This is a genomic window from Mesorhizobium sp. B2-3-13, from assembly GCF_006442195.1.
GTDB classification, from domain to species: Bacteria; Pseudomonadota; Alphaproteobacteria; order Rhizobiales; family Rhizobiaceae; genus Mesorhizobium; species Mesorhizobium salmacidum.
Window position 1 is genome coordinate 37,365 of record NZ_VFVQ01000024.1, and the last position, 22,469, is coordinate 59,833.

Consider the following 22,469-nt stretch of genomic DNA (forward strand, 5'->3'; position numbering starts at 1 on the left):
GCTTACGCGGTCCTGCGGTTCGGGGCCATGGTCGGCCTGATCAAGCCGCATCGAGCGTTTCGACAACGAAATTATTGTTGGTGTAAACGCAGATGTCGGACGCGATCTGCATCGCCTTGCGGGCGATCTCCTCGGCGTCCTTGTCGCTGTCCATCAGCGCGCGCGCCGCGGCCAGCGCGTAATTGCCGCCCGAACCGATGGCCATGACGCCATGTTCGGGCTCCAGCACGTCGCCGTTGCCGGTCAGCGCCAGCGAGACCGATTTGTCGGCAACCAGCATCATCGCCTCCAGCCGGCGCAGATAACGGTCCGTGCGCCAGTCCTTGGCAAGCTCGACGCAGGCGCGCGTCAGTTGGTCGGGATATTGTTCGAGCTTGGCTTCGAGGCGTTCCAAAAGCGTGAAGGCGTCGGCTGTGGCACCCGCGAAACCGGCAATCACATTGCCGCCCTTGCCGATGCGGCGCACTTTGCGGGCGTTGCCCTTCATGATGGTCTGGCCAAGGCTGACCTGGCCGTCGCCGGCGATCACCACCTTGTTGCCCTTGCGCACGGTCACGATCGTCGTGGCGTGCATGGTCAGATTATCAGACATTTCCTGGCTCCGAGCAGCGCCATCCCAAAAAGGCGATTGGCGCGGTACGAGTAACTTTGATCGGCCATATGTATGCACGGGGCCAATGATTGCAAACGGCTCGATAGCGGCCGGGATCGCAACTGGCAATCGCCGGATCATGCTGCTAGAAGGCTCTCGTTTTCAAGCCCGCTAGCGCTTGAGGCCCGTGAACCGGTCACGATCTGAACCACTGGCACAAGGATAGAGTGATGGCGCCTCGTTCCGCCGACGCAAGCCGAAAGACTGCGGAAACCGACATCTCGGTCTCGATACATGTCGACGGCTCCGGCAAATCGGACATCGCCACGGGCGTCGGCTTCTTCGACCATATGCTGGATCAGCTTTCCCGCCATTCGCTGATCGACATGACCGTCAAGGCCAATGGCGACCTGCACATAGACGACCACCACACGGTCGAGGACACCGGCATTGCGCTCGGCCAGGCCTTGACCAAGGCGCTGGGCGAGCGGCGCGGCATCATGCGCTACGCTTCGATCGACCTTGCCATGGACGAGACGCTGACGCGTGCGGCGATCGACGTGTCGGGCCGGCCCTTCCTGGTCTGGAACGTTTCGTTCTCGTCGCCCAAGATCGGCACCTTCGACACCGAACTGGTGCGCGAATTCTTCCAGGCGCTGGCGCAGAATGCCGGCATCACGCTGCATGTCACCAACCATTATGGCGCCAACAACCATCATATCGCCGAGACCTGCTTCAAGGCGGTGGCGCACGCGCTGCGCGCCGCGCTCGAGCGTGATCCGCGCCGGCCTGACGCGGTTCCCTCCACCAAGGGTTCTTTGAAGGGATAGTCTCATGACCGCCTATGTCGTGATGGAGCCACCTGGCCGTAGCGAGAAAGTCGACACGACGACGTTGGTCCGCGACGGCTTCACCTGGCTCGGCCTGCTCGTGCCGCCGCTGTGGCTTGCCTGGCACCGGCTGTGGGTCGAAGCGGCGCTCGTCTTTGTCGTCATGGGCGTGCTTTCGATGCTTGGCCAGAAACTTGGCCTCGGTGTCGCTGGCTCGCTGCTGTCGCTGCTCGTCTCGCTCTATGTCGGGCTGGAGGGCCAGGGATTGCGTATCGCGGCGCTGCGCCGCCGCGGCTGGCATGAATGGGGCGTCGTCGAGGCCGGTTGGCTCGCGGACGCCGATATGCGCTATGCCCTGGAAATCGAAGGCCTTTCGGACGAAGCAGCACCCGCGCCGCGCATCGTTCCGGATGCCGCTTTGGCGCGCCCCACGCAGCCCGGCATAGCGCTGGGGCTGACCCACATTCCGGGACGGCGCTGAGATGCGGGTTGCGATCATCGATTACGGTTCGGGCAATCTGCGCTCGGCAACGAAGGCTTTCGAGCGCGCCGCGCGCGAGGCCGGCATATCGGCGCGGATCGACCTGACGGCCGATGCCGACCGTGTACGCACCGCGGACCGCATCGTCCTGCCCGGCGTCGGCGCTTACGCCGACTGCGCGGCCGGCCTGCGTACCGTTGAGGGCATGTGGGAGGCGGTCGAGGACGTCGCCATCGCCAAGGGCCGGCCTTTCCTGGGCATTTGCGTCGGCATGCAGCTGATGTCGCAGCGCGGCCTCGAAAAGACCATCACCAACGGCTTCGGCTGGATATCGGGCGACGTCAAGGAGATCACGCCTTCCGATCCGGCGCTGAAGATCCCGCAGATCGGCTGGAACACGATCGAATTGAGGCGCCAGCACCCGCTGTTTTCCGGCATTCCGACCGGCGCGTCGGGCCTGCATGCGTATTTCGTCCACTCCTACCATCTCGATGCAAAGAACCCGGACGAGGTCGTTGCGGCCGCCGACTATGGCGGTGCGGTGACGGCCACGGTCGCCCGCGACAATCTCGCCGGCACGCAGTTCCATCCGGAGAAGAGCCAGGCGCTGGGCCTGGCGCTGATCACGAATTTCCTGCGCTGGAGGCCCTGAACACCATGAGCAAGAAGGGCTACTGGATGGCGATGATCGATGTCCGCGACCCCGAGATATATAAACAGTACATCGAGGCCAATGCTGTGGCGTTCGCGAAGTATGGCGCGAAATTCGCCGTGCGGGCCGGCCGCCACGAAAATCCGGAAGGACCTACCGGCAACCGCCATGTGCTGGTCGAGTTCGAGTCTTTCGACAAGGCGGTCGAATGCTACCATTCGCCTGAATACCAGCATGCCTCCAAATTCCGGCTTGCCGCTTCGTCAGGTCATTTCGTCATCGTTGAAGGCGCCTGAACGTATGATCCTGTTTCCAGCCATCGATCTCAAGGACGGCCAGTGCGTGCGGCTGAAGCACGGCGACATGGCGACCGCGACCATCTACAATGATGATCCGGCAGCACAGGCCAAAGCCTTTGAAGAGCAGGGTTTTGAGTGGCTGCACGTCGTCGACTTGAACGGCGCCTTCCAGGGTCAGAGCGTCAACAGCGCCGCGGTCGGCGCCATCCTGAAAGCGACAAAGAATCCCGTGCAGCTCGGCGGCGGCATCCGCACGCTGGAGCAGATCGAGGATTGGCTCGACCGTGGATTGGCCCGCGTCATCCTCGGCACGGTGGCGGTGCGCGATCCCGATCTGGTCAGGCAGGCCTGCAAGGCGTTTCCGGGCAAGGTTGCCGTCGGCATCGACGCAAAGGGCGGCAAGGTAGCCGTCGAAGGCTGGGCCGAGGCCTCGAGCCTCGGTGTCATCGAACTGGCCAGGAAATTCGAAGGCGCCGGCGTCGCCGCCATCATCTACACCGACATCGACCGCGACGGCGTGCTGACCGGCATCAACTGGGACGCCACCATCGACCTCGCCGACGCCGTGTCGATCCCGGTCATTGCTTCCGGCGGGCTGGCCTCGATCGCCGACATCGTGCGCATGACCATGCCCGACGCGCAAAAACTCGAAGGTGCGATCTCGGGCCGCGCCCTCTATGATGGCCGCATCGACCCGGCCGAGGCGCTGGCGATCCTGCAGGGCCGGCCGGCGACGGAGGCGCAATCGTGAAGGTTTCGCTCATCCTGGCCTCCTATGACAGCGGCCACTATCACGGCGGCATGGGCCAGGGGCCCGACGCGCTGATATCGGGCGGGCTCGTCGATGCCCTAACCCTTGCCGGTCACGACGTCACGGTCGAGGACATCGGCAGGGTCGGCGCCGACCAGGAGCGCGAGATCGCCACGGGTTTTGCCGTCTGCAATGCCGTCTCGGGCGAGGTCCGCATTGCCCGCGACAGGGGGCGGTTTCCCATCGTGCTGGCCGGAAACTGCCTGACCAGTGCCGGCGCGGTCGCCGGCGAAGGCGCCGATGCGATCATCTGGGCCGACCAGCATGGCGACCTCAACACGCCCGAAACGTCCGTATACGGCTTTCTCGACGGCATGGCGCTGTCGACGGTGCTCGGCCTGTGCTGGCGCCCGATGGCGGCGGCCATTCCCGGTTTCAGGCCGATCGATCCCGCGCGCTGCGTGCTCGTCAACGCCCGCGATCTCGATCCGGCGGAGGAAAAACTTCTCGAAACATTGCCGGTCATCCGGACGGAATGTCCCGGCGTGGCGCAAGCGACGGAAAGACTGAAAGCAGCCGGCGCCAACAGCGTGCACATGCATCTCGATCTCGACGTGCATGATCCCAAGGCGCTGCAGGCCAACCGCTACGTCACCCCTGGCGGGCCGAACCCGGAGCAGATGCGCGACGCGGTCTGCGCCATGGCGCTTGCGGTACCGGTCATCGGCATCACCGTTTCCGCTTACGATCCGGCCTTCGACGCCCAGGCCGATGTGCCGCCGCTGGTCGGCCAACTGCTCAACGATCTGCTTGCCACGATAGAGGGCCGCTGATGCTGAAAGCCCGCGTCATCCCTTGCCTCGACGTCAAGGACGGCCGTGTCGTCAAGGGCGTCAATTTCGTCGATCTCATCGACGCCGGCGACCCGGTGGAGGCAGCCAAGGCCTATGATGCCGCCGGCGCCGACGAACTCTGCTTTCTCGACATCACGGCTTCGTCGGACAATCGCGAGACCATCTTCGACGTCATCGCCCGCACCGCCGAACAATGCTTCATGCCGCTGACCGTCGGCGGCGGCGTGCGCCAGGTCTCCGACATCAGGAAATTGCTGCTGGCCGGCGCGGACAAGGTGTCGATCAACACGGCCGCGGTGAAGAATCCGGATTTCGTCGCCGAAGCCGCCGACAAATTCGGCAACCAATGCATCGTCGTCGCCATCGATGCCAAGAGAGTGTCCGGCCCCGGTGAGGCCGAGCGCTGGGAGATCTTCACCCATGGCGGGCGCGAGAAAACCGGCATCGACGCCGTCGAATTCGCGCGCCAAATGGTCGATCGCGGCGCCGGCGAGATCCTGTTGACCTCGATGGACCGCGACGGCACCAAGGCCGGCTACGACATCGCGCTGACCCGCGCGGTATCGGACGCGGTGCGCGCGCCAGTCATCGCATCGGGGGGCGTCGGCACGCTCGACCACATGGTCGAAGGCATTCGCGACGGCCATGCGGGTGCTGTGCTGGCCGCATCCATTTTCCATTTCGGCACCTACACCATCGCGCAAGCCAAGGCGCATATGGCCGGGGCCGGCCTGCCGATGCGGCTGGACTCGCTGGGCAACAGGTCCTAGAGCATGCTCCCGAAGCCGGCTTTCGGGAAAAATCCGGCTTAAACAAGAAGATAGATCGACATGGCCGAGTTTTCGCTCTCCGACCTGGAAAAAATCGTCAGCGACCGCGCCCATTCCGGCGATGCGGATTCGTGGACCGCCAAGCTTTACGCCCGGGGCATCGACAAGGCGGCGCAGAAGCTCGGCGAGGAGGCGGTCGAGACCGTGATCGCCGCCGTCAAGGGCGACAGACAGGGCCTCGTTTCCGAAAGCGCCGATCTTATATATCATTGGCTTGTCGTTCTCGGCATCTCGGGTGTTCCGTTGAACGACGTGCTCAAGGAGCTCGAAGCCCGTACTGGGCGTTCGGGCATCGCCGAGAAGGCGTCACGGCCCAAGGGCTGATCGGGAGGGAGGGCAGGTATCTCGATGGATCAGCTCGCGCCAACCGAGAAATATTCCCCGTTTCGCTTCTTCTCGGCCGAGCAATGGTCGCGGTTTCGCGCCGATACGCCGCTGACGCTGAGCGAGGACGAGTTCCGCCGCCTGCGTTCGCTCAACGACCCGGTCGACCTCGAAGAGGTCAAGCGCATCTATCTGTCGCTGTCGCGGCTTTTGTCGGCGCATGTCGAGGCGAGCCAGCTTCTGTTCAGGCAGCGCCAGGCCTTCTTCAACGCCGTCGACGTGGCCAAGACGCCGTTCATCATCGGCATTGCCGGATCTGTCGCGGTCGGTAAATCGACCACGGCGCGCGTGCTCAAGGAACTTCTGGCGCGCTGGCCGTCGAGCCCCAAGGTCGATCTCATCACCACGGATGGCTTCCTGCTGCCCAACGAGGTACTGCGCCGCGAAAACCTGATGGAGCGCAAGGGTTTCCCCGACAGCTACGATGTCGGCGCGCTGCTGCGTTTCCTGTCAGGCATCAAGTCGGCGTTGCCCGACGTCCGCGCGCCAGTCTATTCGCACCTGACCTATGACGTCATCCCCGGCGAGTTCGTCACCATCGACCGGCCCGACATCCTGATCTTCGAAGGCATCAACGTGCTGCAGCCGGGCAAGCTGCCGCAGGACGGCAAGATCGTGCCGTTCCTGTCGGACTTCTTCGACTTCGCCATCTATATCGATGCCGACGAGAAGCTGATCCACAATTGGTATATTTCCCGCTTCATGCGGCTGCGCGAGACCGCCTTCCGCAATCCGGACTCCTTCTTCCACCGCTATTCGCAGCTGTCGGAGGATGCGGCCAAGGCGATCGCCGAAGGCCTGTGGACCAACATCAACCTGAAAAACCTGCGCGAGAACATCCTGCCGACGCGCGCCCGCGCCGACTTGATCCTGCGCAAGGGCGCCGACCACCTGGTCCAGGAAGTGGCGCTGCGCAAATTATAGCCGGTAGAATCCGGCGTGGCGGGGTCGTCCACAAGCCCGCCACGCCGGTGTCAGGTGTCAGCCATTGGCGAACGGCACGGCGACATAGATCTGCGTGTCGCCACGTTCCACCAGGAGCAGCACCGATTTGCGTCCGGACTTGCCGGCTTGGGCAATCGCTTGGGTCACCTGCTTCGCGCTCTTCACCGGAGCCTGGTTGACGGCGACGATGACATCGCCCGGCTGGATGCCGGCAGCCGCTGCCGGCTTGTCAGGATTGACGCTCGCAACCACCGCGCCGTGCTCGTTCTCGGGGAGGTTCATCTGCTGGCGAATGTCCGGCGTGATATCCATCAAGCCGAGGCCGACGGCCGGCACGCGAGAACCCTGCTCGGTGCTCGGCGCGCTGGAGTCATCGGTCGACGCCGTTTTCACATCGTCGCTGTTGCGCCCGACCTCCACCGAGATCCGCATGGCCTTGCCCTTGCGCCAGACATCCAGCCTCTCCTTGGCGCCCGGCGCGACGTCAGCGACGGCTCGTGACAGGTCCTTGGGATCCTTGACGTCCTGCCCGGCGAAGCCGGTGATGACGTCGCCGGTCTCGACGCCGGCCTTGGCCGCGGGCGACCCGTCATTGACCTGCGAGACCAAGGCACCGCTGGGATGGTCCAGCCCGATGGCGCTTGCCACATCCGGGGTGACGGGCTGGATCTCGACGCCGAGATAGCCGTATTCGATGTTGCCGCCCTTCATCAGCTTGGCGACCACCTTCTCAGCCTGGTCCGACGGAATGGCGAAGCCGACACCGACGCTGCCGCCATTGGGCGAAAAGATCGCCGTGTTGATGCCGACGACATTCCCATTGACGTCCACCAGCGGGCCGCCGGAATTGCCGCGATTGATCGGCGCGTCGATCTGAATGAAATCGTCGAAGGGCCCGCTATGCAAATCGCGGCCACGCGCCGAGACGATGCCGGCCGTGACCGTGGTGCCGATGCCGAACGGATTGCCGATCGCCAGCACCTGATCACCCGTCATGAGCTTGTCGGAGTCACCCCATTTCACGGTTGGCAACGACTTGCCCGCGTTGATCTTCAGTACGGCGAGGTCGTTCTTGGTATCGTGACCGACCAGCTTGGCCGGAAGCTCCGTGCCGTCGTCGAGCGTGACCTTGATCGAGGAGGCGCCGTCGACGACGTGGTTGTTGGTGACGATGGTGCCGTCGGCACCGACGATGAACCCCGAACCGAGCGCCTCGGCGCGCGGCAGCTGCTGTTGCGGAGGCGTCTTGGGACCAGGCATGCCCTGATCGCCGAAGAACTGTCGGAAATAATCGTCGAAGGGCGAATTGCCGTCGAAGGGCGACGTCCCGTTCATTGCTTCAGGCCGTGCTTTCATGAGCGTGGTGATGGTCACGACGGCCGGCTTGGTCGTGGCCACGATCGGCGCCAACGACCCCCTCGGGGCCATGGTCCCGGCAACGGGGGTCTGCGTCGTTGCAACCGTGTTGCCCGTGCCGACGCCGTTCGCGCCGTCGGCGAACGAGACGACAAAGGGAGATGCCAGCAGCGCAGCGCCCAGCAGGGCGGCGACGCGATGCCTACGAAGAATGCTCAGGTTTGACATGGTCGTTCTGTCCGGGCGAGGGGTTGATCCGCGCCGCGGGTCTTCCTGGGAGAGTGCCCGTCGGCGTGTCGGCGGCCGGGCTTGCCTGCCTCGCCACGCATGGCGGCCGGCCGGATCGACAACAACTATTTAGGGCGCCGATCCGCGCGATTTAGGGGTTTTGCCAGACCTTACGAAGATTTAATTCAGGGCGCGCTTACGGACCGCAGATAGGCCGACGCGATTTCGCGCATGCGCTTGCCGTCGAAACTCGGGCCGTGGCCGCCATGGCCGATGCGGACCGGCAGGTCGAGCAGCCGGCGCATCGTGTCGCGATAGGCCTCCCGGTCGGAATCCGGCAAATCGTCGATCAGCGTGTCGTCATAGATGGCGTCGCCGCTGAAAAACAGGCCGTCGGCCTCATCGAACAGCGCGATCGAATCCGGCGAGTGCCCGGGGAGATGCAGCACCTGAAACCGGCGGTCGCCGAGATCGACCACGTCGCCTTCGTCGAGCATACGCGTCAACGGCGCCGGCGCTATCGCATAGTCGGCCGACTTCCAGCCTGGCGCCGGCAGTTTCGAAACGGCGCCCTTGAGATCGTGGAACATGTAGGCGTAAGTCGCGGCCTCATCCATGCTCTCGAATTGCGCCGCGCTCATCCTTGGCCCGGCCCGCAGCGGAAATTCGTGCAGCGAGCCGACATGGTCGAGGTGGATATGGGTGGCGACGACCAGAAGCGGCTTGCCTTCGGGCGTCCTTATCTGCGGCGCCAGCGGACAGATGCCCATGCCGGTATCGACCAGAAGGTCGGCATCGCGGCCGGTCAGATGCCAGATGTTGGCGCGCACATAGTCGTGCACGAACGGCTCGGTCAGCATCGTCGTCCTGTCGTCGACGATGTGCCTGGAGAACCAGCCTGAGTTCACGTGAGAATCCGGATAATGTGCAGGCCGGGCATCAGACGAACGGCTTTCCGACCTTGTATTTTTCCGGCACCAGCCGCTTGAGATAGGCCATGCCGGTCTCGGAAAGCTGGTTGGCGTCGGGCTTCATGTAATCGTCGGGCATGTGGCGGGTCTTGCCGGCGACGTTTTTCAGCGGCACCTTCTTCAGCACTATCTTGCTGCCATCATATTGCAACGCCACCGAGCCGCCGCCCTGTTCGGCGACGCCGACCGCGAAGGCGCCGGCATCGAACGCCTCCTGCGCGTCGACCGCGCTGATGGCGCCGACATAGCCGCGTGGCATGTAGCCGAGTGCGTCGACGCGTGCCCGCTTGCCCGGCAGCCCGTCGGCCAATGCCCGTTCGAGCGCCGCCGGCAGGTCGCTGCCCGACAGTTTGACGTTGCCGTGCTGGTCGCGCTCGAGCTTATCCGCCGGCACCAGGCTTTCGACCAGCGCCTTGCCGTCGGCGGTGCTGACGCCTTCCGACACGGCGACGATGCAGCGCTTGTGGCGGTCGAGCGTGGCGCGCACGTCGTCGATGAAACCGGCGGCGGAGAACGGCCGCTCCGGCACGTAGACGAGATGCGGGCCGCTGTCGGGATCGAGTTGCCAGGCTGCCGCCGCCGCGGTCAGGAAACCGGCATGCCGGCCCATGACGATGCCGACATAGATGCCGGGCAGCGCGCGGAAATCGAGATCGACGGACAGGAAGGCGCCGGCGACGAATTCGGCCGCCGAAATGAAGCCCGGCGTATGGTCGTTTTCCTCGAGATCGTTGTCGATCGTCTTCGGCGCATGGACGAAGGCGATCTTGCCGCCGGCGGCATCGGTCAGGATTTGCTGCGTGCCCGAAGTGTCGTTGCCGCCGATATAGATGAAGGCGTCGGCGCCAGCCTTCTGCAGGCCCTTCAGGATGACCTCGCAATAGGCGGCATCCGGCTTGTCGCGCGTCGAGCCGAGGGCGGCGCTCGGCGTTCCGGCGATCAGCCGCAGCCGGTCCTCCGGGATGGCGGAAAGGTCGACATAGTTGCCGTCACGGATGCCGCGCACGCCGTGGATGGAGCCCAGCACCTTGGCGCCGGGATGACGCTTGCGGATCTCCAGCGTGGCGCCCACAACGGTCTGGTTAATGACGGCGGTCGGGCCGCCGCCCTGCGCGATGACAAAAGTTCCGGCCATTCCTGACGTCTCCCGAGGCGATGGTTTTCAAGGCACCTTGGCCTGTCTTGTCGCCTCGCGCAACGGAAGAGTCTGGCGGCCGCAATCCGCGGCCACGATCACATGACGACGACCGGGTTTTTCTTCGATACCCGGCTGTAGAGGTCGATGATGTCCTGGTTGATCAGGCGCACGCAGCCCGACGACATCGCCTGGCCGATGCTCCACCATTCGGGCGAGCCATGGATGCGGTAGCCGGTGTCCTTGCCGTCCTGGTAGATGTAGAGCGCGCGGGCGCCGAGCGGATTGGTGAGGCCGCCGGGCTGGCCGCCCTGCCACTTCACCAGTTCGGGCTTGCGCTGGATCATTTCGGGCGGCGGCGTCCAGGTCGGCCATTCCCGGCCGTACTGGATGTTGGCGCGGCCAGACCAGCGAAAGCCATCCTTGCCGATGCCGACGCCGTAGCGGATGGCGTCGCCGCCCGGCTGGACGAGATAGAGCATGCGTTCCTTGAGATGCACGACGATGGTGCCGGGCGCCTCGCCAGTGGTGTCGACGACGATCTGGCGGCGGAATTCCGGCTTGACCTTGAGATAGGGCACCTCGGGCACGTTGAAGCCGTGGTCAGTCAAGGAGGCGTACATGACGTCGGGACTGGTGATGTTCTTGTCGACGCTGATCGAGGGCCGGATCGGCACCGAACCCGTGACCGTATCGTCGAGCTGGAGCGCCGGCAGGTCGCCGCCACCCGAAGTCGAACAGCCGGCGACGCCGAGCAGCGCCAAAGCGCCGGCCCCGGAAAGGACGGCACGGCGGGAGAGAAGAAAATCGGTTTCGATTGCGTCGCCGTTTCGTGGCGGCGTCGGACCTTGCGGCAACTCACGCATATACCCAAACCCTACGCTTTCGGCGGGAAGCACGGTCCGGCCGGATAGCGGGCATTTTCATCATTCATGGTTGACAAAGCGTGAATGCCTTGTGCTGCTTGCGTTTGCTGAGCGGCGCGACCTGACACCGAGTTGCCGCTGGCGCAATTGTGCCGGTTGCCGGGCCGGAATGCGCGAAAACAAAGATTCGGCCCTTTACATTCTTCGGGACCCAAGGATTTATCCTCTTCTTTAAGCTCAAGGGAGACGAGCATGTCCTTCGAAAACTGGGCCGCCTTCGCTGCCGCGTCGAGCATCCTTCTCATCATCCCGGGCCCGACCATCCTTCTGGTCGTGTCCTATGCGCTGGGCCAGGGCTGGCGCACGGCCTTGCCGATGGCCGTCGGCGTGGCGCTCGGCGACTTCACCGCCATGACCCTGTCGATGCTTGGCATCGGCGCGCTGCTTGCGGCTTCCGCCACTGTCTTCACCGTCCTGAAGCTGATCGGCGCCGGCTATCTGATCTATCTCGGCGTGAAACTGTTCCGCGCCGGCGGTACGCTGAAGGCCGAACCGCGCACCGACACGGTGTCGTCGGCCAAGATGATGGCGCATGCCTGGCTGGTCACCGCGCTCAACCCGAAGAGCATCACCTTCTTCGTCGCCTTCCTGCCGCAGTTTCTCGACCGGCATGCCAATTTCTGGACGCAGATGCTGATTTTCGAGACGACGTTCCTGGCGCTCGCCTTCGCCAACGCCTTCGGTTACGCGCTGATCGCGGCACGCGCCCGCAACGTGGTGCGCAATCCCAAGGCGATCCGCATCTTCAACCGCACCGGCGGCACGCTGCTGGTCGGCGCCGGCATCGCCACGGTGGCGATGCGGTCCAGCAATTGAGAAACGCATCCAAGGTGTGTTGAGATTCAGGTCGGACCATTTGCAGGCAGGCTGAACCTCGTCACAGCTGCTTGCTTCACCATTTGACGCTGAAGCCCAGATTGCCCTCGAGGATGCGGCGTTTGTCGCCGCCGGTGGTGTAGTCGCCGGTGGCGAAGATGCTGACCTTGTCCGTCACTTTGGCGACGATACCGCCGCCGAACTCGAACGAGGTCGACCTGCCCTCGGTCGAGATGTCGGTGGTGCCGAAGCTGACACGGTCGGTGCCGCCGAAATCATGCCAGATATTGGCCTTGAGGTAAGGCTGCAGCGCTATGCCGTTGACAGTGGTCTCGCCTTGCAGGCGAGCGCCCAGCCGGCCGGTGACGCTGCCGTCGCTGTCGAAGGAAACCGACGAGAAACGATCCTTGGTATCGTCGAGCGACAGATGCTGCCAGATCAGTTGCGCCTGCGGTTCGAGCGTCCAGCCCTGCGCCAGCGCTATGGGATAGCCGCCCTCCAGTGAGGCGGTGACACCTGTTCCGCCAATATCGATACCGACGTCGCGCGACGACGTGGCGTCGCCGCCGAAGAAGGTGGCCATGAGGACGCCGTCGAGGTACCAGCCGCCCTGGCCGATGCGGGTCCAGTAGCCGCCGACACTGGTGCCGTTGGCGTCGAGCTTGCCGACGGACAGATCATTCTGCCCCAGTGCCTGGCCGCGCACATCGCCCTTCATGCTGGCATAGGCGACGAACAGGCCGGCGCGATCGATCGGCCCCGACGCGGTTTCGCGTCCGAAGACGTCGAAGCCCGCCTGCAGGCCGAACAAGGTGCCGTCGAAGGACGGCGACACCGTTCCCGACCAGCCCATCTTGGCGTCCTGGCCGTAGATGCGGCCCCAGACCAGCGACAGCTCCGCGTTCGACAACAGGCTCTGTTCGCCGCGCCGCTCGTGGAAGGTGCCGAGTGTCGTCATCGCCAGATGCTCGGCCACCGGCGGCAAGGCCGAGTAGGTGGGCACCTCGACGCGGTAGAGCAGGATCGTCTCGCCGGCTGCCGGCGTCGGCAGGTCCGGCACGGCGGTCGGCACCACCGGCGGTGGCGGTGGCGGATCCGCTGGCGGCGCTGGCGGCGGTGCCGGTGGCGCCTCGGGCTCGGGGTCGCTCGCCTGCACCGGCGGTGTCGAATCGACCGGCGGGTTGTTGATGTCGCCATCGGTCGGCACTGGCACCGGCGGCAGCTCGGACGGTGGGGGCGGCGGCTCGGTCCGCGGCGCCTCCGGCTCTGGCTGCGGCGGCGGTTCAAGCGCCGACGGCCCAGCGGCCGGTGTTGCCGGTGTGTTCAGGGTCGATCGCAGATACCAGTTCTGCTCGCTGCCGGCGCTGACGCCGCCCTTGAAGAGATAATACTCGAAGGCGCCGGCAGCGACCGGCGCATCAAGGGCAAAGGCGCCGGCGCTCGACGTGGCGCCGTTGACCGCCTGGACGAGCATGATGCCGTCGGCGGTGGTCTGCGCCCCGGCGCCGCCGACATTGACCACGGCAATGCCGGTCGAGCCCGAGGCCGTGCCGCCGGACAGCACCAGCCGGTCGGAAGCGGAGCTGTCGTCGCCAAGCTCGGTCTGGAGGAGGAGCAATCCGCCCATCCCGACATAGTTGCCCGATATGGTCAGGCGATCGGTGGCGCCGGTGCTGCCGTTGGTCAGGTCGATGCGGCCAGCATTGACCACTTCGGCCAACTGTCCCGCGGTAAAGGCCTGGATGGAGCTGTTGAAGCCGCCGCCATAGAGCGTGCTTGCCTGGTCGACGCTGAGCTTTCCGGTGCCCGTGCCGCTGTCGCCCAGCACGAGATTGCCGTCCAGGATCAGTTGGGTGTCGTTGGTGGCGTCGATGGTTTCCCAGTTCTGAACTCTGGCGATGCCGTCCAGCTTGACGTTGTCGAAGGTGAGCGCATCGGTGCCCAGGCCGCCATTCAGCGCATCGGCTCCGCCAAGATTGGCCTTGGTGAGATTGCTGAGCTTGGCGGTATCGTTGTCGGCGCCGAGGTCGACCGAGCCATAGATGATGCCGCCGCCGTTCCAGACGAAATTGTCGGCGCCGAAGCTCATCAGCACATCGCCGCCTACCGTGCCGCCTGTTATCGTCACGCTGTCGTTGCCGCCGCTGACGCTGATGTTGCCGCCGATCGTGCCCCCGGAGAGAATGATGGTGTCCTGATCGAAGCCGGTGACGAGGTTGCGGTCGATGATGCCGCCCGACATGTTGAAATAGTTCTTGTCGAGCTTCATGTTGACACGGCCGATGCGGCCCCCGGTCATCACGGCACGGTCGCCGTCGTCGAAGAAATCGATGATGCGCCCGCCGGTCATGGTGAAGGTGTCCAGCCCGTCGCCCTGGTTCAGCGAACCAACCTGCCCGCCGCTCATGTTGAAGTCGTCGATGCCGGCGCCCTGCTGGACATTGCCGGAGACGATGCCGCTGCCGATGGTGAAGAAATCCGTGCCGTCACCCTGATCGACCGTGCCGGTGATGGTGCCGGACTGCATGTCGATGCGGTCCGTGCCGGCGCCGAAAGTGACGTTGCCGCTCACCTGGCCGGTACCGCCGGCGGGAAAGGTCAGCGTGTTGTTGCCGACGGTATCGTTGAGGCTGCCGCCCGAATCGCCACTATCGCAAGTGAAGATGTCATTCCCCGGAGACGGAACCAGCACGCATGCCGCGAAGGCCGCGGAGCCAGGCAGCAACATCAGAGATGTAGTTGCAAGTAAGCTAATAAACCCAGGATTAATTCGCCTGGGCCTTCGCCGCGCCAAAGAAATAGCCTTGCCGATGTGCTCCGAGCCGCTGTTCGGAAGCTGTATTTCAAAATGCCGCATCGCGTCCCCTCTCAGATCGCGATTTAAGCCCCTTACCAGCGCCGCAATGAAGCCACAATTCGTTCGCTTTTACAAAGCCTAATCTGCCTCTCATGGTTGATGAACTGCAAAAATATCTGACATGGTGCAGATGTGCCCGTGATTTGGCGTTGCCGTGACCCATGCTTTAAGATCATGTTGGACCGAGGGGCATCATGCCCATGGGGCGCCGACCAAGGACTCTCGCATGACTATCCGGGACGCATCCGGCTTGGCATTTTCGGGCGCGACGGACGCGGGATTCGCACCCTACGGCCAGGCCGTGCGCGAATTGCAGTGTTTCGTTGGCGATCCGGTGAACTCCGTCGACCGTGCCATCGCGCAGGACCCCGGTTTCGTCATGGCGCATGTCTTCAAGGGCTATCTTTTCGGCCTTGCCACCGAACCGGAGGCGACGGCCATGGCCAGGACCTGCCACAAGGCGGCGCTGCCGCTTGCCGCGACAACGCGCGAGCGGGCGCATGTCTCGGCCCTCGGCCACCTTGCCAACGGGCGCTGGCATCAGGCCTCCGGCATCCTGCAGGACATAGCGATCGATTTCCCGCTGGACGCCCTGGCGCTCCAGGTCGGACACCAGGTCGATTTCTTCACCGGCAACGCCCGCATGCTACGCGACCGCATCGCCCGTGCCCTGTCGTCATGGCAGACCGACATGCCGGGTTACCACGCCATCCTCGGCATGCAGGCTTTTGGGCTCGAAGAGATGGGCGAGTATACGCAGGCCGAAAGACTGGGTCGTACAGCGGTCGAGATCGAACCGCGCGACGGCTGGGCGCAACATGCGGTGGCGCATGTGATGGAAATGCAAAGCCGGCAAAGGGACGGCATTGCCTGGATGCGTGCCGATCCCGAAGCCTGGACGAAGGAGAGCTTCCTCCAGGTCCACAATTGGTGGCACCTTGCATTGTTCCACTACGATCTCGGCGAAACCTGCGAGGTGCTGGCGCTCTATGACCGGCCGATCTACGGCACCAGATCGACGCTGGCGCTCAACATGGTCGATGCATCGGCGATCCTGTGGCGGCTCCATCTCGGTGGCGTCGATGTCGGCGACCGCTGGGCAACACTGGCCGCCAATTGGGTGCCCAAGGCCGGCGCCGGCAACTATGCCTTCAACGACGCCCACGCGATGATGGCCTTTGTCGGCGCCGGGCTCGACGCTCCGGCCCGGATCTTGCTCGAGGCACAGCGCGAGGCGATGCGGGGCAATGACGACAACGCGGTTTTCACGCGGGATGTCGGACATCCCCTGACGCTTGCGATCAAGGCGTTCGGAGAGGGCAACTACGCCGAAACCATCCGGCTGATCGGTCCGATCCGGGCCATCGCCCATCGCTTTGGCGGCAGCCACGCGCAGCGCGACGTCATCGATCTCACGCTGATCGAGGCCGCCCTGCGCGCCGGCGACGGCGCGCTCGCCCAGGCACTGACGACGGAGCGCTCGACGGCGCGCCCGGACAGTCCGCTGGCGGCGCTGTTTTCGCGACGCGCCGCCGATTTGTCAGAGAATTGACCCGGAGCGGATCTTGCCTTAAAAACTGCTCAAGTATATTTTTTCGGACTCCGAAAAAAATAAAGACGTGGGAGGAAACCATGTATCTCGGCCTCGACCTGGGCACATCGGGCGTCAAGGCGCTGCTGATCGATGCCGGACAGGGCGTCATCGGCTCCGGCCATGGCACGCTTGATGTCTCTCGGCCACATCCTGGCTGGTCCGAACAGGATCCGCTGCATTGGACACGCGCCTGCGAGGACGCGATCGCCGAACTGAAGGCGTCCTATCCCAAGCAGTTCGCCGCGGTGAAGGGCATCGGCCTGTCCGGCCAGATGCATGGCGCGACCTTGCTCGATGCGGCCGATCATGTGCTGCGCCCGTGCATCCTGTGGAACGATACGCGTAGCCATCTCGAGGCAGCGGCCCTCGATGCCGATCCACGCTTCCGCGCGCTCACCGGCAACATTGTATTTCCCGGTTTCACCGCGCCGAAACTCGCCTGGGTGAAGAACAACGAGCCCGCTGTCTTCGCCAAGGTGGCAAAGGTGCTTTTGCCGAAGGATTTCCTGCGGCTTTGGCTGACCGGCGAACATATTTCCGAAATGTCCGACTCGGCCGGTACGTCCTGGCTCGACGTCGGCAAGCGCCGCTGGTCCGCGGACCTGCTCGCCGCGACATCGCTTGACGAGAGCCATATGCCAGCGCTGGTCGAGGGCACCGCGAAAGCTGGCGGTCTGCGTGCCGAACTCGCATCGCAATGGGGTATCCAGGCTGGCATCCCGATCGCCGGCGGCGCCGGCGACAATGCGGCTTCCGCCTGCGGCATGGGCACGGTCGGCGCCGGCCAGGCTTTTGTCTCGCTCGGCACGTCGGGCGTGCTGTTTGCCGCAAACGCGTCCTACCTGCCGAACCCGGCAAGCGCGGTGCACACCTTCTGCCATGCGCTGCCCGACACCTGGCACCAGATGGGCGTCATCCTGTCGGCAACCGATTCACTCAACTGGCTGTGCGAGATCACGAGCAAGGGCGCCGGCGAGCTGACATCGGAACTCGGCGAGGCGCTGAAGGCGCCGACCGGCGTGTCCTTCCTGCCCTATCTCTCAGGCGAGCGTACGCCACACAATGATTCGGCCGTTCGCGGTTCCTTCACTGGCTTAGCGCATGAATCGGGCCGCGCCGTGCTAACCCAGGCCGTGCTCGAAGGCGTCGCGTTTGCCTTCCGCGACAGCCTCGAAGCGTTGAAGACGGCCGGCACGACCTTGACGCGCGTGACCGCGATCGGCGGCGGCTCGCGCTCGCGCTACTGGCTGAAGGCGATCGCCACCGCGCTGCAACTGCCGGTCGACATCCCCGCCGACGGCGATTTCGGCGCCGCCTTTGGTGCCGCTCGGCTCGGCCTGATAGCCGCGACCGGCGCCGATCCGCTGGCTGTGTGCTCCGCGCCGAAGACCGACGCCACGATCGAACCAGATTCCGGTCTGGCCGGTGCCTACGCGGATGCTTACCAGCGTTACCGGGCACTGTATCCGGCGATCAAAGCAGTAACCGCGTGAGTTGGCGCCAGGCACCCCCCTCTGCCCTGCCGGGCATCTCCCCCTCAAGGGAGGAGATCGGCAGTTTCACCGTAGGCGACAATTCTGCAATGTTGGTTATTGGCGAAAACAGCCAAAACAGACAATCTCCCCCCTTGAGGGGGAGATGGCCGGCAGGCCAGAGGGGGGCGCCTCGCATCCCCCTTTCCAAGTTGCCCTCACTGAGCCGGCACCTTGTCCAGGAAACCGGTGACGCTCTTCAGGCGGCCGTTCTCGATGATTCCGATATCGGTGCCTTCGATGACGGAAGGGGTGCCCTCGGGCCCGAGGTTCCAGGAGAAGCGGATTTTGTCGGCAAAGCCGTCCGGCGTGCCCTTCAGCGAGAAGCGGAAGCCGGCAAAGCGTTGCTGCACACCGTCGATCAGCGCCGCGACGCCTTCATGGCCGTCGCCCTGCATGAGCGGATCGCGATAGCTGACGTCCTCGGTGAAAACAGCCCTGAGCAAGGCCGCCCGGCGGTCGGCATCGGCTTCGTTCCAGGCGGTGATGTAATTTTGGGCGATCGTGTTGAGGTCGGTCATGGTCTGTCTCCTTCGTTTGACGGTTTTGACATGACCGCTTTCTACCAGCGCCGGCGTGAAACCAATTACGCCTGAGGTAATCAGGCAAAACTATCTTGGAGAGGAAGAGAACATGAGCAGCGGCTTTTTCGGCGACATCCAGAAAATCAAATATGAGGGCCCGGATTCGACCAATCCGCTGGCCTATCGCTTCTACAATCCCGACGAAGTGGTGGCCGGCAAGCGGATGGAAGACCATCTGCGCTTTGCCGTCGCCTACTGGCATTCCTTCGCCTGGCCGGGCGGCGACCCGTTCGGTGGCCAGACCTTCGACCGTCCCTGGTTCCCCAAGGCCGGCGGCGTCGACACGATGGAACTGGCGAAACTGAAGGCGGATGTCGCCTTCGAGATGTTCTCGCTGCTCGGCGCGCCTTATTTCTGTTTCCACGACGCCGATGTGCGGCCCGAGGGCAAGGATTTCTCCGAAAGTGCGGCCCGCCTCGATGAAATCGCGGATTATTTCGCCACCAAGATGAAGCAGACCGGCGTCAAGCTTCTCTGGGGCACGGCGAACCTGTTTTCCAATCGCCGTTTCATGTCGGGTGCCGCGACCAATCCCGATCCGGATGTATTCGCCTACGCCGCCGCGACGGTGAAGAGCTGCATCGACGTCACCAAGCGGCTGAAGGGCGAGAATTACGTGCTGTGGGGCGGGCGCGAGGGCTATGAGACGCTCCTCAATACCGACCTTGCCCGCGAGCAGGAACAGGCCGGCCGTTTCCTGAACCTCGTCGTCGACTACAAGCACAAGATCGGCTTCAAGGGCACCATCCTGATCGAGCCGAAGCCGCAGGAGCCGACAAAACACCAGTATGACTACGACGTCGCGACCGTCTACGGCTTCCTCAAGCGCTTCGGCCTGGAGAAGGAGGTCAAGCTCAACATCGAGCAGGGCCACGCTATCCTGGCCGGCCATTCCTTCGAGCATGAGCTGGCGCTGGCCAATGCGCTCGGCGTCTTCGGGTCGATCGACATGAACCGCAACGATTACCAGTCGGGCTGGGACACTGACCAGTTCCCCAACAATGTGCCGGAGATGGCGCTGGCCTATTACCAAGTCCTCCAGGCCGGCGGCTTCAAGACCGGCGGCACCAATTTCGATGCCAAGCTGCGCCGCCAGTCGCTCGACCCGCAGGATCTGCTGATCGGTCATATCGGCGGCATGGATTCTTGTGCGCGCGGCCTGAAGGCGGCGGCCCGCATGGTCGAGGACAAGGCGCTGTCGGCTCCGCTCGCCGAACGCTACGCCGGCTGGAACGGCGCCGAGGCCAAGGCGATGCTGTCGGGCAAGCGCACGCTGGAAGAGATCGCCGAGCGCGTGGTGAAGAAGAAGATCGAACCGCAGCCGCGCTCCGGCCGCCAGGAACTTCTCGAAAACATCGTCAACCGTTACGTCTGACGCTGCCTGACCGCCGGCAATCCAAGCCGGCGCACCATGCGATTCGAGAGCTTGGCGCGCGGAAACCTTTTGCGCGCCATGCTGAAACCGACGACAAGGTTTTGCCCCTAAGCGCCCCTCAATCGCCCAGCTCTTGCCTTCAAACTGCCGTCACGAATCTCGTATAGATATTGCTCGTGGCGGGAGAGGAAGAAGGAGGCGAACCGATATGCAGAACGAACGTGAAATCGACGCCCTGCTCTCACCTGGCGAGGCCGGATCGATCATCGACCGGCTGATGGCAATGCCGCATCCAAAGCAGGGCGCACGCAGCACCAATGAATGGGACCGCGCCATTGCCAGCCGCTTCGAGACCCATCTCGCGCGGCAGATGCGCTCGCAGATCGATGGCGGCAGCGACCGCCAGAATGCGGCATAAGCTCTCTTTATCTGTGCATGTCGTTGCCCAAAACCGCTACACAGTTTTGGGCGACCTGCACTACCCCCGGCGAAGCCTCACAGGGGCTTCGCCAAAAGCTCTTGAAAACGCTCTGGAAAAGGCCGCGGCAGACGAGAACCCCGTCCGCCCGGCGATATCCGCCATGGCGATCCGCGTGTCGACCACAAGCCGGCGCGCGGCACCCAGGCGCAGCCTGAGATAATAGGCGCCCGGTGTCTCGCCGATCGACTTGCGAAAGATGCTTTCCAGCGTCCGTGCTGTCACCCCGGCGCGCCTGGCAACCGCCTCTATGGTCAGCGGCTGATCGACATGCGATTCCATCAGCCGGATCGCCTGCGCCAGCCGCGGATCATAGCCGTCGAGCCGGCCGAGCGAGACCAGCGGCTGGGCATCGGTCGCGGCCCGCGCCTGGTCGTAGATGAAGACGCTGGCGACATCGAGCGCCACCGCCATGCCGAGGCGCGTGCGAATGAGATGCAGCATCAGGTCGAAGGTCGGCGAGGCTCCGCCCGACGTGAACACCGGCCCGTCGATGACGTAGCGGTCCGGCCGGACATCGACGCCGGGGAATGCCGAGGAAAAGTCCTCCATGTCCTCCCAGTGGGTGGTGGCGCTGCGGCCTTCCAGCAGGCCGGCGCGCGCCACCAGCCAGGTGCCGGCCTCGACGCCGCCGCACGCACGGGCCGCTCGCGCCGCCCGCCGCAAAGCTGAGAGGAGAGCCGACGTCGCATAGTTTTGGGTGCCGAAGCCGGCGACGACAACAAGCACATCGGTTGCCTCATTGGCGTCGAAACGGCCGCTGACCGCCACCGGCAGGCCGCATGTGGTGACCGGCGCCTCGCCTGTCACCGAGACCAGCTTGAAATCGAACAGGGTCTCGCCGGAAATGCGATTGGCGGCGCGCAGCGGGTCGACGGCGGAGGCCACGCACATGATCGACGAGCCGGAAAACACCAGCAACGTCACCTTGAGCGGCGTGCGCTCGGCGCGAAAGATATCCGGTTTTTCGCTTTTGATCATATCGCCTTCGTAAAACGCAAAGCAGCTTTGATCAAGTCGAGCGATGCTAGCGGCTGTTTCGAATGGGAGGAGAGTTTCGATGCCGCTCGCGATGAACCGTGAGGTCTTCATTACCTGCGCCGTGACGGGTTCCGGCGGTTCGCAGGACCGCTCGCCGCATGTGCCGCGCTCGCCCAAGCAGATCGCCGATTCGGCGATCGATGCGGCCAAGGCAGGCGCTGCCATCGTCCACTGCCATGTGCGCGACCCCGAAACCGGCAAGCCCAGGCGCGACGTGCATCTCTACCGCGAAGTGACAGAGCGCATCCGCGCGGCGGACGTCGACGTCATCCTGAACCTGACCGCCGGCATGGGCGGAGACATGGTGTTCGGCTCGCCGGAAGCGCCGCTGCCGCTCAACGAAAAGGGCACCGACATGGGCGGCGCCACCAACCGCGTTGAACATGTGCGCCAATGCCTGCCGGAAATCTGCACGCTGGACTGCGGCACCATGAATTTCGCCGAGGCCGACTATGTCATGACCAACACGCCCGGCATGCTGCGCGCCATGGGCGGCATGATGACGGCGCTCGGCGTCAAGCCCGAGATCGAGGCCTTCGACACCGGGCATCTCTGGTTCGCCAAGCAGCTGGTCGAGGAAAAGGTGCTCAACCCCGACGCGCTGGTGCAGCTTTGCATGGGTGTGCCGTGGGGTGCGCCCGACGACCTCAACACCTTCATGGCGATGGTCAACAACGTGCCGTCGACATGGAACTGGTCGGCCTTCGCCATCGGCCGCAACCAGATGGCCTATGCAGCGGCGGCGGTGCTCGCCGGCGGCAATGTCCGCGTCGGACTCGAGGACAATCTGTGGCTCGACAAGGGCGTTCTGGCGACCAATGCGCAGCTGGTCGAGCGCGCCGCCTCGATCGTCACCAATCTCGGCGCCAGGATCCTGGGACCGGAGGAAGTCCGCAAAAAGCTCAACCTGACCAAGCGAGCGCCGATAGCGGCATAAATTATTCGCAGGGAGGGTCGA

General features: G+C 64.3%; 24 protein-coding genes. 15 read left to right on the plus strand and 9 right to left on the minus strand.

Going from position 1 to position 22,469, the window contains the following annotated elements; translation table 11 throughout:
* Positions 1 to 40: 40 nt before the first annotated feature.
* A complete protein-coding gene (gene hslV, locus FJ941_RS24375) occupies positions 41 to 592 on the minus strand; it encodes an ATP-dependent protease subunit HslV (protein WP_027142430.1) in 552 nt (183 codons plus the stop codon).
* Between the two features lie 230 nt (positions 593 to 822).
* On the opposite strand from hslV, the gene hisB reads away from it, so the two are divergent.
* From hisB to coaA, 9 genes are read left to right on the plus strand one after another with little or no spacing between them, the layout of a single operon-like run.
* A complete protein-coding gene (gene hisB, locus FJ941_RS24380) occupies positions 823 to 1,422 on the plus strand; it encodes an imidazoleglycerol-phosphate dehydratase HisB (protein WP_140509622.1) in 600 nt (199 codons plus the stop codon).
* Positions 1,423 to 1,426: 4 nt separating this feature from the next.
* On the plus strand, positions 1,427 to 1,903 hold the full coding sequence (locus tag FJ941_RS24385) for a DUF2628 domain-containing protein (RefSeq protein ID WP_140509623.1): 477 nt from the start codon (positions 1,427 to 1,429) through the stop codon (positions 1,901 to 1,903).
* 1 nt (position 1,904) lies between these two features.
* Entirely contained in the window at positions 1,905 to 2,555 is a 651-nt protein-coding gene (gene hisH / locus FJ941_RS24390; protein WP_140509625.1) for an imidazole glycerol phosphate synthase subunit HisH, read from the plus strand.
* Positions 2,556 to 2,560: 5 nt separating this feature from the next.
* Entirely contained in the window at positions 2,561 to 2,851 is a 291-nt protein-coding gene (locus tag FJ941_RS24395) for a DUF1330 domain-containing protein (RefSeq protein ID WP_027142434.1), read from the plus strand.
* A gap of 4 nt (positions 2,852 to 2,855) precedes the next feature.
* Complete coding sequence (gene hisA, locus FJ941_RS24400) at positions 2,856 to 3,605, plus strand: 1-(5-phosphoribosyl)-5-[(5-phosphoribosylamino)methylideneamino]imidazole-4-carboxamide isomerase (protein ID WP_140509626.1); 750 nt, start codon at positions 2,856 to 2,858, stop codon at positions 3,603 to 3,605.
* Complete coding sequence (locus tag FJ941_RS24405; RefSeq protein WP_140509628.1) at positions 3,602 to 4,438, plus strand: arginase family protein; 837 nt, start codon at positions 3,602 to 3,604, stop codon at positions 4,436 to 4,438. Before hisA ends, FJ941_RS24405 begins: the two co-directional genes overlap by 4 nt.
* Positions 4,435 to 5,229: an imidazole glycerol phosphate synthase subunit HisF gene (gene hisF / locus FJ941_RS24410; protein WP_181169949.1), complete on the plus strand. Its 795-nt coding sequence runs from the start codon at positions 4,435 to 4,437 to the stop codon at positions 5,227 to 5,229. The genes FJ941_RS24405 and hisF overlap by 4 nt, the downstream gene beginning before the upstream one ends.
* 60 nt (positions 5,230 to 5,289) lie before the next feature.
* On the plus strand, positions 5,290 to 5,613 hold the full coding sequence (locus FJ941_RS24415; protein WP_140509632.1) for a phosphoribosyl-ATP diphosphatase: 324 nt from the start codon (positions 5,290 to 5,292) through the stop codon (positions 5,611 to 5,613).
* 24 nt (positions 5,614 to 5,637) lie between these two features.
* Positions 5,638 to 6,597 carry a type I pantothenate kinase gene (gene coaA / locus FJ941_RS24420; RefSeq protein WP_027142439.1) on the plus strand — a complete coding sequence of 320 codons (960 nt, stop codon included), beginning with the start codon at positions 5,638 to 5,640 and terminating at the stop codon, positions 6,595 to 6,597.
* A 57-nt stretch (positions 6,598 to 6,654) separates the two neighbouring features.
* Here the strand turns inward: coaA and FJ941_RS24425 are convergent, their stop codons facing one another.
* The 5 genes from FJ941_RS24425 to FJ941_RS29255 form a co-directional block, all read right to left on the minus strand.
* The gene (locus FJ941_RS24425) at positions 6,655 to 8,202 is read right to left on the minus strand and encodes a DegQ family serine endoprotease (protein ID WP_140509633.1); all 1,548 of its coding nucleotides are present in this window, start codon (positions 8,200 to 8,202) and stop codon (positions 6,655 to 6,657) included.
* A 185-nt stretch (positions 8,203 to 8,387) separates the two neighbouring features.
* Complete coding sequence (locus FJ941_RS24430; protein WP_140509690.1) at positions 8,388 to 9,062, minus strand: MBL fold metallo-hydrolase; 675 nt, start codon at positions 9,060 to 9,062, stop codon at positions 8,388 to 8,390.
* 79 nt (positions 9,063 to 9,141) lie between these two features.
* On the minus strand, positions 9,142 to 10,308 hold the full coding sequence (locus FJ941_RS24435; RefSeq protein ID WP_140509635.1) for a diphosphate--fructose-6-phosphate 1-phosphotransferase: 1,167 nt from the start codon (positions 10,306 to 10,308) through the stop codon (positions 9,142 to 9,144).
* Positions 10,309 to 10,406: 98 nt separating this feature from the next.
* A complete protein-coding gene (locus tag FJ941_RS24440) occupies positions 10,407 to 11,174 on the minus strand; it encodes a L,D-transpeptidase (protein ID WP_140509637.1) in 768 nt (255 codons plus the stop codon).
* A gap of 11 nt (positions 11,175 to 11,185) precedes the next feature.
* A complete protein-coding gene (locus FJ941_RS29255) occupies positions 11,186 to 11,428 on the minus strand; it encodes a hypothetical protein (RefSeq protein ID WP_210242230.1) in 243 nt (80 codons plus the stop codon).
* On the opposite strand from FJ941_RS29255, the gene FJ941_RS24445 reads away from it, so the two are divergent.
* Entirely contained in the window at positions 11,427 to 12,050 is a 624-nt protein-coding gene (locus FJ941_RS24445; RefSeq protein ID WP_140509639.1) for a LysE family translocator, read from the plus strand. The two genes, FJ941_RS29255 and FJ941_RS24445, sit on opposite strands and share 2 nt — an antisense overlap.
* A gap of 76 nt (positions 12,051 to 12,126) precedes the next feature.
* Here the strand turns inward: FJ941_RS24445 and FJ941_RS24450 are convergent, their stop codons facing one another.
* Entirely contained in the window at positions 12,127 to 14,907 is a 2,781-nt protein-coding gene (locus FJ941_RS24450; RefSeq protein WP_140509640.1) for an autotransporter outer membrane beta-barrel domain-containing protein, read from the minus strand.
* Between the two features lie 226 nt (positions 14,908 to 15,133).
* On the opposite strand from FJ941_RS24450, the gene FJ941_RS24455 reads away from it, so the two are divergent.
* Positions 15,134 to 16,459 (plus strand): tetratricopeptide repeat protein, encoded by a 1,326-nt coding sequence (locus tag FJ941_RS24455; RefSeq protein WP_140509642.1) that lies wholly within the window; start codon positions 15,134 to 15,136, stop codon positions 16,457 to 16,459.
* A gap of 80 nt (positions 16,460 to 16,539) precedes the next feature.
* Positions 16,540 to 17,994, plus strand: a complete 1,455-nt coding sequence (gene xylB, locus FJ941_RS24460) for a xylulokinase (RefSeq protein ID WP_140509644.1) — start codon at positions 16,540 to 16,542, stop codon at positions 17,992 to 17,994.
* Between the two features lie 197 nt (positions 17,995 to 18,191).
* Here xylB and FJ941_RS24470 read toward each other — a convergent pair whose 3' ends face one another.
* Positions 18,192 to 18,554, minus strand: a complete 363-nt coding sequence (locus tag FJ941_RS24470) for a nuclear transport factor 2 family protein (protein WP_140509647.1) — start codon at positions 18,552 to 18,554, stop codon at positions 18,192 to 18,194.
* 112 nt (positions 18,555 to 18,666) lie between these two features.
* On the opposite strand from FJ941_RS24470, the gene xylA reads away from it, so the two are divergent.
* Positions 18,667 to 19,992: a xylose isomerase gene (xylA, locus tag FJ941_RS24475; protein ID WP_140509649.1), complete on the plus strand. Its 1,326-nt coding sequence runs from the start codon at positions 18,667 to 18,669 to the stop codon at positions 19,990 to 19,992.
* A gap of 208 nt (positions 19,993 to 20,200) precedes the next feature.
* Positions 20,201 to 20,410, plus strand: a complete 210-nt coding sequence (locus FJ941_RS24480; RefSeq protein WP_140509650.1) for a hypothetical protein — start codon at positions 20,201 to 20,203, stop codon at positions 20,408 to 20,410.
* 60 nt (positions 20,411 to 20,470) lie between these two features.
* On the opposite strand, the gene FJ941_RS24485 is transcribed toward FJ941_RS24480, so the two are convergent.
* The gene (locus tag FJ941_RS24485; protein ID WP_140509652.1) at positions 20,471 to 21,451 is read right to left on the minus strand and encodes a GlxA family transcriptional regulator; all 981 of its coding nucleotides are present in this window, start codon (positions 21,449 to 21,451) and stop codon (positions 20,471 to 20,473) included.
* A 79-nt stretch (positions 21,452 to 21,530) separates the two neighbouring features.
* Here FJ941_RS24485 and FJ941_RS24490 point away from each other — a divergent pair, with 79 nt between their 5' ends.
* Positions 21,531 to 22,448 (plus strand): 3-keto-5-aminohexanoate cleavage protein, encoded by a 918-nt coding sequence (locus FJ941_RS24490; RefSeq protein WP_140509654.1) that lies wholly within the window; start codon positions 21,531 to 21,533, stop codon positions 22,446 to 22,448.
* The last annotated feature ends 21 nt before the right edge of the window (positions 22,449 to 22,469 follow it).